The sequence below is a fragment of the Streptomyces sp. MnatMP-M17 genome, from assembly GCF_900091995.1.
GTDB lineage: Bacteria > Actinomycetota > Actinomycetes > Streptomycetales > Streptomycetaceae > Streptomyces.
Window position 1 is genome coordinate 1 of record NZ_FMDK01000819.1, and the last position, 9,979, is coordinate 9,979.

11 protein-coding genes are annotated in these 9,979 nt (G+C 70.0%); 7 read left to right on the forward strand and 4 right to left on the reverse strand.

Annotated features, from left to right (window positions below):
• Positions 1-246 precede the first annotated feature (246 nt).
• Positions 247-1,035 carry a hypothetical protein gene (locus GA0115259_RS31285; RefSeq protein WP_093603237.1) on the forward strand — a complete coding sequence of 263 codons (789 nt, stop codon included), beginning with the start codon at positions 247-249 and terminating at the stop codon, positions 1,033-1,035.
• Between the two features lie 217 nt (positions 1,036-1,252).
• On the opposite strand, the gene GA0115259_RS31290 is transcribed toward GA0115259_RS31285, so the two are convergent.
• Positions 1,253-2,317, reverse strand: a complete 1,065-nt coding sequence (locus tag GA0115259_RS31290; RefSeq protein ID WP_237540628.1) for a zinc-dependent alcohol dehydrogenase family protein — start codon at positions 2,315-2,317, stop codon at positions 1,253-1,255.
• A 101-nt stretch (positions 2,318-2,418) separates the two neighbouring features.
• Between GA0115259_RS31290 and GA0115259_RS31295 the strand changes: the two genes are divergently transcribed.
• Complete coding sequence (locus tag GA0115259_RS31295) at positions 2,419-3,261, forward strand: helix-turn-helix transcriptional regulator (RefSeq protein ID WP_093603239.1); 843 nt, start codon at positions 2,419-2,421, stop codon at positions 3,259-3,261.
• Between the two features lie 327 nt (positions 3,262-3,588).
• Here the strand turns inward: GA0115259_RS31295 and GA0115259_RS31300 are convergent, their stop codons facing one another.
• Complete coding sequence (locus tag GA0115259_RS31300; protein WP_093603240.1) at positions 3,589-4,545, reverse strand: LysR family transcriptional regulator; 957 nt, start codon at positions 4,543-4,545, stop codon at positions 3,589-3,591.
• A gap of 123 nt (positions 4,546-4,668) precedes the next feature.
• Between GA0115259_RS31300 and GA0115259_RS31305 the strand changes: the two genes are divergently transcribed.
• The 4 genes from GA0115259_RS31305 to GA0115259_RS31320 all read left to right on the forward strand — a co-directional run bounded on the left by GA0115259_RS31305 (position 4,669) and on the right by GA0115259_RS31320 (position 6,513).
• Positions 4,669-5,364: a type 1 glutamine amidotransferase domain-containing protein gene (locus tag GA0115259_RS31305; RefSeq protein WP_093603241.1), complete on the forward strand. Its 696-nt coding sequence runs from the start codon at positions 4,669-4,671 to the stop codon at positions 5,362-5,364.
• Positions 5,365-5,482: 118 nt separating this feature from the next.
• The gene (locus tag GA0115259_RS31310; protein ID WP_093603243.1) at positions 5,483-5,995 is read left to right on the forward strand and encodes an MFS transporter; all 513 of its coding nucleotides are present in this window, start codon (positions 5,483-5,485) and stop codon (positions 5,993-5,995) included.
• 102 nt (positions 5,996-6,097) lie between these two features.
• Positions 6,098-6,283: a hypothetical protein gene (locus GA0115259_RS31315; RefSeq protein ID WP_256098224.1), complete on the forward strand. Its 186-nt coding sequence runs from the start codon at positions 6,098-6,100 to the stop codon at positions 6,281-6,283.
• Complete coding sequence (locus tag GA0115259_RS31320; RefSeq protein WP_093603247.1) at positions 6,280-6,513, forward strand: hypothetical protein; 234 nt, start codon at positions 6,280-6,282, stop codon at positions 6,511-6,513. Before GA0115259_RS31315 ends, GA0115259_RS31320 begins: the two co-directional genes overlap by 4 nt.
• 93 nt (positions 6,514-6,606) lie before the next feature.
• Here GA0115259_RS31320 and GA0115259_RS31325 read toward each other — a convergent pair whose 3' ends face one another.
• Positions 6,607-7,572: a pirin family protein gene (locus tag GA0115259_RS31325; RefSeq protein ID WP_093603249.1), complete on the reverse strand. Its 966-nt coding sequence runs from the start codon at positions 7,570-7,572 to the stop codon at positions 6,607-6,609.
• A gap of 122 nt (positions 7,573-7,694) precedes the next feature.
• On the opposite strand from GA0115259_RS31325, the gene GA0115259_RS31330 reads away from it, so the two are divergent.
• The gene (locus tag GA0115259_RS31330; RefSeq protein WP_093603251.1) at positions 7,695-8,114 is read left to right on the forward strand and encodes a tetratricopeptide repeat protein; all 420 of its coding nucleotides are present in this window, start codon (positions 7,695-7,697) and stop codon (positions 8,112-8,114) included.
• Between the two features lie 60 nt (positions 8,115-8,174).
• Here GA0115259_RS31330 and GA0115259_RS31335 read toward each other — a convergent pair.
• Positions 8,175-9,979, reverse strand: a 1,805-nt coding sequence (locus GA0115259_RS31335; RefSeq protein WP_093603253.1) for a transketolase, incomplete at its 5' end; no start/stop codon positions are given.

A 9,979-nucleotide genomic window follows, 5' to 3' on the forward strand; every position in this document is an offset into this window, starting at 1 on the left:
CCGCGCCTGGTGTCCTTCTCGTTCGCCGGATCGCTCGTGGACCGGTGGGGTGCCGGCCGCGCCTTCCGTACCGCCAACCTCGTCCACGCCGCCGTGGTCGCGGTGGTCGGCGGGGTGCTGTTGGCACTGCCCGCGCGACCGGTACGGCGACCACCTGGGTCGTCATGACCATGTCCGGCTCGGCGACGGCCCCGACAGCCTGCCCACTCTCGTCCGCGCCCTCCTGGCCCGAATGGAGACGGCCGAATGAACCCCCACGACGCGGCCGAGCGGCCCGGTGCCCACCTGGTCGCCGAGGAGTTCGGCGTCGAGGACCCCTGCGCGCTGAGCGACAACCGCCCGCTGGGCGATCCTCGCGGCCGGGTCGGCAGGATGGTCGCCGAGGCCGCGCGCGACATGGACGAGCTGCACGGCGAACTGACCCGCGCCGCCCGGTCCGCCATCGGACTGCTCGAACCCGTCGGGCGCGGCGAATTCGGCGGTACGCGCGTCGCCTACGCGCTGCTGCGCACCTCTGTCTCGCAGATCGGGCAGCTCGTCGCGCGCCGGGACGCGGCCTGCGAGCGGCTCGTCCAGTCCGTATCCGCGTACCGTCGTCTCCTGCCCGAGCCGGATGCTGCTCAGCCCTCAAAGGCGTCGGTCCACTGCCTGAACAGGGAACAGGACCCTGGCCGGGACGATGACTGGGCCATCTCGGTGATCGCCAGCTCGGAGCCCTTGAAGCCGTGGAGGCGGGCGGGCTTCGATTCCATCAGAGCGGGGTCTACGGCTTCATCTATCTCTCCGACGGGCGGGGCCGGCGCCCCAACCCGGAGGTCTGGCCCGAAACCGTCCAGCGGCTGGTCGCCGACGGGCTACTGCACCAGGACACCAGCGAGGGACTGTACCGGCCTGGACACCTTCTCTCGCTCACACCGCAGGGCGAGGCCGGGGATCGGGCGCCTCAAGGCTCGCCCTCCCGAGATGGTGAGGCCGTGTGCAATGCAGGGCAGATCCAGCTGCCCGGCCGACGAGACTCGCTTTGGTGGGGAGTAACAGTATTCGTTCCCCCAAGGGAGGGAATTCTGTGGCGAGGCTGCTCTGTGATCCCTGTCTCAGCATGAGCAGTCGAGAGTTACCGGTACCCCACCAACCGCCAGGTCGTCATCGACGCCGACACCCGTTTCGGCACTGTCCCGGACGAAGGACGTCGCCGGCAGCACCACCTCGGGTGCTCGGCCCGGTTCCTTCGTGTCGGCGTCGGCAGGCTCAGTCAGTCGAGTTTGATGACGACCTTGCCGAACAGCCCGCCGGAGGTCTGAGCCGTGTACGCGGCTGGGGCGTCGAGGAAGTCGATCCGGCGGTCGATCACCGGGTGGATGTCATGGGTCTCGACATGACGCACAAGATCGCGGTGCATGGCCTCGCTGCCGACCGCGACGCCGCGGATGCGAGCCTGCTTACCGAGCAGGGCGTACCCGTCCAGTGGCCCGCCGGTCGCATCGAACAGGCCGAGGGTGGCGATCTCACCGCCCGGTGCGAGGGCGGCCAGGGCCTGGCTCAGGATCGACACGCCGACGCTGTCGACCACCTTGTCGACGCCCCCAGACAGCGCGAAGATCGCATCGCCCCAGTCATGTTCGGTCATGCTGTTGACGTAGCCCGCAGCGCCGAGGTGGACGAGGGCGTCACCCGCGGCATTGTTGCGCACGGTCGCGTAGACCCGGGCGCCGGCTGCCCGAGCGAACTGCAGGGCGGAGAGCGCGACGCCGCCGCTGCCGATGATCAGGACGGTGCTCTCCGCGGTGATCGGGTGGTCTCCGTAGAGGGCGTTCCAGGCGGTCAGGGCGGCCACGGGCAGGGTGGCTGCCTCGGGGTGGTCGAGGTTGGCGGGGGCACGCATGACGCGTCGGGTCGGAAGGACGACGTACTCGGCGAGCACTCCGTCCTCGTGCAAGGCGCCCAGTCCCAGGCCCATGGTGGCCGGCGGGCGGCCGTCGCTCCAGTCGAGCACGTGCAGATTGGTGACGCGGTCACCAACGCTCCAGCCCTTGACCTGCGGACCGACGGCATCTATCTCGCCTGCGACATCCGACAACGGGACGAGGTCCTGCTTTGGCAGCCGGCCGAAGGGGCCTTTGAGGATCAGTTGGTCGCGGTAGTTCATCGAGATCGCCCGGACGCGAATGCGGACCTCGCCGGGGCCAGGTACGGGCACGGGCGTCTCTTCCAGGACGAGCTTGGCGGCGTCGGTCGCCTCTGCGGGCAGTATCCAGCGCTTCATCATCTGCGTGAGGGGAGTCGTGGGGGGAGTGTCGTTGGTGTGAAGGGAAGTCATGGGTCCCTTTCTATGTGGGCCGCGGGTACCGGGCCAGGTCAGGACGAACCTGGTTACGGCAGGACCAGTCAGGGGCGTCTCGGGCCGCCTACGCTGGAGAAATGCCACGCGACCGCGCCGCACTCGGAGCGTTCCTGCGCTCCCGCCGAGACCGCCTCACCCCGTCCCAGGCCGGCATCGAGCCCTTCCCCGGAGCCCGGCGGGTGCCGGGACTGCGCCGGGACGAGCTGGCCATAGCGGCGGGCGTGAGCCCGGATTACTACAGTCGGCTCGAACAAGGACGCCAGGCCAACGTCTCTGCCGGAGTACTCGACGCGCTGGCCCGGGCCCTGCGTCTGGACGAGATCGAACGCGCTCATCTCCACGACCTGGCCGCGCCCACCACCCCGCACCGGCCGGCGACGCCGCGCATGGTCCAGCGCCCCGATCCTGGGCTGCTGCGCCTGATGGACACCCTCCGCCACGTACCGGTGCTGCTGCTCGGCCATCGCGGCGAGGTGCTGGCCCGCAACGCCCTTCTAACAGAGATCCTGGGCAGCCCACTGGAGCCAGGCGCATCATTCGTCCGGTACATGTTCCAAGACGCCATCGCACGCGAGCGGATCGTCAACTGGTGCGACTTCGCCTCAGCCACCGTCGCCACCATGCGCCGCGAAATCGCCCGCCGCCCGCACGACCGCCGCCTCACCGCGCTCATGGACGAACTGCGCGCCACCGACCGTGACGTCGCCCGATGGTGGGACGATCACACGGTCCGCGACTACGCGTCGGTGAACAAACGTATCCAGCACCCCACCGCCGGTCCGATGTCCTTCAACATCGAGATTGTCTGCGCGCCTCACGAACCGGACCAGCGCCTTGTCGTCTACACCACCGAGCCCGACTCTCCCACCGCCCGAGTCCTGCCGATTCTGGCGAGCTGGAACGCCGTGGCCCGTCGCTGACCGGCCCGGACAACCACCGCCCCCGGCGAACGCCGCCGACCAGGAGCGTTTGGACCATCACGCACGACGTCCTTTGCCGACCGGGGGAGATCGCCGCAAGTGGTGGACCGGCGTCTCCCCGCCCCACTGCCCGCGGGTCGTCACGGGCAACCCTCGGTCTCCTCCGCCGGTCCGCACGCTCGCCAGCTCGTTGCTTTCGTCCACTCAATGGGCCGCAGGCTTCGCCGGCCGACCAGGGCCAGCGTCCGACTCAGGCCGGCATCGGCACATGCCGTTAGCCATCTGCTCAGCGAGCCGGATGCCGAGCGGAAGGCAGACACGGCGTCCTTACCAGGACTCGGCGGCGCGGACGAGGCATTCTCGGACCGCAGCGACCGGTGGACGGGGCAGGGCCCCGGCCCGCTCCACCAGGAACCCCGTGTTGATGGGCGGGTCCTCGACGGACACCAGCTCCACAAGCGCACCGGAGGCGAGCTCGTCCTCGCACAGGTAGCGCGGCAGCACCGTCACACCGGCCCCGGCGGTGACAGAGGCCAGCACGCCCCGCAGATCCGGAACGACGACAGCGGGACGCGCGGACAGACGCGCCCGGAAGACATGACGCCAGTAGCGGCACAGGATCGGCAGATCCTCGGCGTAGGCGATGAGTGGGACATCGTGGAGTGGCCCCGGGTCCTGACAGCTGAGCGGCCCGATCTGCTGTGCCCACGCCGGCGCCGAGACGAGGACGAACTCCTCGTCCATGAGTGGGACCGCGGCCAGGGAGCGGCCCCTGGGCCGCAGGGCCGACAGGACCAGGTCGAAACGTCCGGCCTGTAGGCCGTCGAGTAGTTCGTCGGCGAGTCCCGCGGTGACGCGGAGCAGGACACCTTGCGCTGTCAAAGGGGCGAGGGCGGGGAGCGCTCTCACCGCGAGCATCTCCGCCGGGCCGCCCACATGCACCGGTTCGGCAGGCACCTCGACGCCGGGCCGCCGCCGGTCCGCGACGGCGGCCAGCGCGTCGAGCGGTGCAGCGATCTCTCCGGCCAGCGCGTCGGCGACCGTGGTGGGTGCCACGCCCCTGGGCAGGCGTTCGAAGAGCTGACGTCCCAGTTGCCGTTCCAGGGTCTGCATCTGGGCGCTCACGGTGGGCTGGGAGATGCCCAGCATCCGGGCTGCGGTGGTCAGCGAGCGGGCCCGGTGGACGGCCAGGAAGGTGCGCAGCAGGCCGAGGTCCAGGGACCCGACGCCCTCCGGACGGAAGTCGAATTCGCTTCCCGATCCATCGACTTTCTGATGATGCATACGGGAATTCCTATTGGTTTTCTGAGCTAAACGCAACCTAGGTTGGTGCACGTTCCGCCACCGCTTGGCGATGGCCACCACCCCACCCGGTGACTTCCGGGACGTTCAGGGAGCACGTACGACATGGCAGAGATCCTCATGGTGATCAGCGGCGCCGACCGCCTGACGATGGCTGACGGCACTGAGCACCCCACCGGCTACTGGGCGGAGGAGTTCACGGCGCCGTACCACGCCTTTACGAAAGCCGGTCACAGGGTGTCCGTCGCCACGCCCGGCGGTGTCCAGCCGACCGTCGACGCCGCCAGCCTTCAGCCCGAGGTCAACGGCGGCCCGGCTGGCGCGGCAGCGGCTGTCACCGTGCTGGAGACCGTCACCGAACTGCGTCGTCCGCTGGCGCTGGCCGATGTCGATCCCACCCGCTACGACGCCGTGTTCTACGTCGGCGGGCACGGCCCGATCCAGGACCTGTCCCAGGACGCCGACTCCGCCCGGCTGCTGCGCACCGTCCTGGAGAAGGGAATGCCGCTGGGCGCCGTGTGCCACGGTGTGGCCGCGCTGCTCGCCACGCAGGACGCCAGCGGCGGCTGGCCGTTCGCCGGATACCGGCTCACCGGCTTCAGCGCGGCGGAAGAGAAGCAGACCGGCCTGGCCGACCGGCTGCCATGGCTGCTGCAGGACCGGCTCATGGCCGCGGGCGCCCGGTACTCCTCGGCAGGGGCCTGGGCACCGCACGTCGTCGTCGACCGCAGCCTGCACACGGGGCAGAACCCCGCATCCTCCGCGTCGCTCGCCGCGGCCCTGCTCAAGACCCTCGGCTGAACACCTGCCCAGGCACAGACTCTCAACGACCGGGGGACCGCCTGCCCGGGCGCGCCTCTCCCTCTCACGAAAGCCTCTCCTCATGGCAACGCCGCCCAGACGGTCACGCACGCCCCGCATGGCATCCCGTGGCACCTCCATCGGCGGAAACCGCGCCGGCGGTGTGCCGACCGCCAGTACCGGGGCAGCCGCGGTGTTCTCCGCCCCCACCGGGCACCCGGACTCGCGCGGAGGCCGAAGACTCATCCTGGCCCTGGGCCTGGGCGCCATGGTCGTCTCGATGATGCAAACCCTGGTGGTGCCCGTCCTCGGCATCGTCCAACGGGACCTGCACGCCTCCGCCTCCGCCGTCAGCTGGCTGACCACGGCCACCCTGCTGTCCGCCGCCGTGTCGACGCCACTGCTTAGCAGGGTGGGCGACCAGTACGGCAGGCGGCCGGTCCTGCTCGGCGTGCTCGCTGTCACGTCGGTGGGATCCGTACTGGCCGCCCTCTCCGACAGCCTGCCCCTGCTGATTACCGGCCGGGCCCTGCAGGGCGTCGCCACCGCAGTCTTCCCGCTTGGTCCACCTCGCCGCCGACAGCCACTGCCGACCGCTCGCCTTCGTCCTTACTCCCGGCCAGGCCGGTGACGCACCCGCGTTCACGCAGGTCATGGACTACCTGCGGGTGCGGCAGGCCAGTGGCAGATCGGCGACCCGCCCGTTCTGGTTGTCGTCGATGCCAGCTATGACGTGACCCGCCTGGCTTTCCTGCTCGCGGACCTGCCCATTGAGCTGCTGGGCCGGATGCGTTCGGACCGCGTCCTGTACTTCCAGCCCCCGCCGCAGCCGGCGGGGGCGGGGGCAAGCCCAAGCGCGGGACCGAGTTCGCGTTCGAGGTTGCGGCCACTCAACCAGTCCTGTCCGTCACCACGGTGACCAGCACCACCCACTACGGCAAGGCCGTCGCCACTGCCTGGGACCGCCTGCACCCGCTGCTGGTCCGGCGCTCGGCCTGGGCCGACTACCCCGAAGGAGAGCTGCCGGTCATCGAAGGCACCGTCGCCTGGTCGGGGACCGCCGGCCCGGAAGCTCTGTCACCCATCGGTACCGAACTCCACCGGGCCGCCCCGGGCATGGGGTGCGGCCACTGCGACGATGGGCACTAAGTCCGAAGTCGACGTGGCCACAGCAGAGGTCACAGTGAGTAACTTTCCATGCCGGACGGTAACGTCCCGGCTGACGACACGCGAACGCGCAGATCAGCGCGTGCGGCCTCGCGGTTTCAGCGGCGTCGGCGGGAGGGCTGGGGCGGGGAGTGGGGCGCCGTCATAGCCTTGTACCTCGCCGAAGCGGGTGCCGGCTGTCCAGGCCTGGCGAGCCTCTTCGATCTCCTGCTGTGAGCGGCCGATGAAGTTCCACCACATCACCAGCTCTTCTTCGAACGGCTCGCCGCCGAGGAGCATCAGACCGGCGTCGGACTCCGCGCGCAGGGGCAGTTCCGAGCGGCCACAGCCCAGGTAGAGCATGGATCCCGGCAGTACGGGGACGCCGTCGACCTCGGCCTCGCCGGACATGGACAGGACGGCGTACTCGAAGTCCGGTTCCAGCGGCAGACGTGTTTCGGCGCCGCGGGCGAGTGCCAGGTCGGCGCCGATGATCGGGCTGTAGGTGGTGCCGGGTGAGACCGCGCCGTCGAGCGCGCCGAGGATGACGGTCGCGGTCAGACCGGGGGCGGTGACGACGGGCAGTTCCGCGTGGTGCTGGAAGCGCGGCTGGACCTGGCGGTGGGCATCGGGAAGTGCCACCCAGAGCTGGGCGCCGTGCAGAAAACGGGCATGCCTGCGCGGGCTCTCCTCGGAGTGGGAGATCGCCCGGCCCGAGGTCATCAGGCCCAGCTCGCGCGGGCGTACGGTCTGGAGGCTGCCGAGGCTGTCGCGGTGCAGCACCTCGCCGTCGTGCAGCCAGCTCACGGTCTGGAGGCCCATATGGGGATGAGGCGGCACCTGCATTCCGGGCTCGTCCGCGATGTCGTCGGGACCGTAGTGGTCGACAAAAGCCCACGCGCCCACCATCCGGCGGCCCAGATTGGGCAGCAGTCTGCGGACCTCGGTGGATTCGCCGAGCTGGACCCGGCGCGGGCTCAGCAGCTCACGCACCGGCTCGGCCACGACGAAGCCGCGACCGCCGCACACGGTGAGGGCGGCCTGACGATCAAGATTGCTCATGGCGCCCAACCTAATCCCGTGGCGTCCGGAGGGGCAGTATCCACACCAAATCGATAGTGGAATGTTCAACCACCTTAAACTGTTGTCAGCGTACGACACCATCGGGGACCGGAGGAGGACACGTGGAGAGCACGTCCTACGACACGTACTACGAGCACGGAACGGCCGCGGAACGCTGGGACCGCGCGCAGCTGTTCTTCGACGCCAAGGAGTACATGACGGCTGCCCGTATCCTCGACGGACTGGTGGCGGAGGTGCCGGAGCAGGTCTCGCCGCGGCTGCTGCTCGCCCGTACGTACTACCACTCGGCGCGGCTGGCCAAGGCCGAGGCCGAACTGCGCGCCGTCCTGGAGCGTGACCCGGTGGAGCCGTACGCGCGCCTGATGCTGGGCCGCACGCTGGAGCGGCAGGGCCGCCGCGCGGAGGCCGCCACGGAACTCCGGATGGCCGCCGCGCTCGCCGGTGAGTTCACGGCACCGGCGGCACCGGCCTCCAACGGAACGTACGACGCGACGCACGACGGCACGTACGACGCGACATGAGCGTCACCGGCGTCAGGAGCGTGAGCGCCCCTGACGCCGGACAGCGGGCGCGCTGAGCCGTCAGCGGATGATCTTCTCCACCAGCAGCCGCACTCCCGCCGCGATCGACTCCGCGTCGATACCCGCCGCGCGGAGCTGCTCCTCCGGTGTCGCCGAGCCCGGAATCCTGTTCACCGCCAGCCGTACCAGCCTCTTGGGCGCCGGGCGGCCGTCCGAGAACACCTCGGCCACCGCGTCCCCGACACCGCCCTGCGGATGATGGTCCTCCACCGTGATCAGACAGTGTGTGTCGGCCGCCGCGGCCTGGAGTGTGTGTTCGTCGGCCGGCTTGATCGAGTAGAGGTCGACGACACGTACGGGAATGCCCTCGCCGGCCAGCAGATCGGCCGCCTTCAGACACTCGTGCACGGTGACTCCGGCGCCGATCAGTGTCACCCGGTCGCCGTCGGAGCGGCGCAGCACCTTGCTGCCGCCGACCGGGAACTCCTCGTCGGGACCGTAGATCACCGGCGTCGCGCCCCGGAGCGTACGGAGATAGCGCACACCCGACAGCGCGTGCATCTCCGCCACCAGCCGTGCCGTCTGGTTGGCGTCGCACGGGTGCAGCACCGTACTGCCGTGTATGGCGCGGAACATGGCCAGATCCTCCAGGCCCATCTGCGACGGACCGTCAGGACCGATCGCGACACCGGCGTGCGAACCGACGACATTGATCGAGGCCCGGCTGACGGACGCCATCCGCAGGAAGTCGTGCGCGCGGGTCAGGAAGGCCGCGAAGGTCGACGCGAACGGGACATGGCCGAGCGCCTGCATACCGACGGCCGCCGCGATCAGTTGCTGTTCCGCGATGTAGCACTCGAAGAACCGGTCGGGATGCTCCTTGGCGAAGAATTCGACCCGGGTCGAGTCGCTGACCTCGCCGTCGAGCGCGACGACCTCGCCCTGGGCCGTGCCGAGCGCGGCGAGCGCCCTGCCGTACGCGTCACGCGTGGCGACCGAGTCGCCGACCTCGTAGCGCGGCAGTTCCAGAGTGACGGGATGCCTGGCGGTACGGGCCGGGGCCTCGGGCTCGGCGGGCTTCGCCACGGAGATCCGGATGGAGCGCCGTCCGCCCAGCTCCTCGATGGCGCTCTCCGCGTCGGGCAGTACCTTGCCGTGCATCCCTTCGCGGTCCTCGACGGAGGCGACGCCCTTTCCCTTCCGGGTGCCCGCGATGATCGCGGTCGGCCGACGGCCCGTCGACCGGGCCTCGTTGAAGGCCGCGTCGATGGCGTCGACGTCATGGCCGTCGATCTCGATGGTGTGCCAGTCGAACGCGCGCAGCCTGCGGCCGTACGCCTCCAGATCCCGCTGATGGCGCGTGGGACCGCGCTGGCCGAGCCGGTTGACATCGAGCACGAGTGTCAGCGAGTCGAGATGTTCGACACCGGCGTGCTCGATCGCCTCCCACACCGATCCCTCGGCCATCTCGCTGTCGCCCGAGAGCACCCAGACGCGGTACGGAGTCCGCCCGAGCCGCTGTCCGGCGAGCGCAATGCCCACGCCCACCGGCAGTCCCTGGCCCAGTGAGCCTGTGGCGACATCCACCCACGGCAGCCGCGGCGTCGGATGGCCTTCGAGCCGGCTGTCGAGCCTCCGGTAGGTGAGAAATTCCTTCTCGTCGACCGCGCCCGCCGCCAGATACATCGAGTACAGCAGCGGCGAGGCATGGCCCTTGGAGAAGAGCAGCCGGTCGTTGCCCGGATGGCCGGGCCGGTCGAAGTCGTAGCGCAGATGCTTGGCCATCAGCACCGCCATGAGGTCGGCGGCCGACATCGAGGAGGTCGGATGGCCCGAGCCCGCCGTATCGGTGACCCGTACGGAGG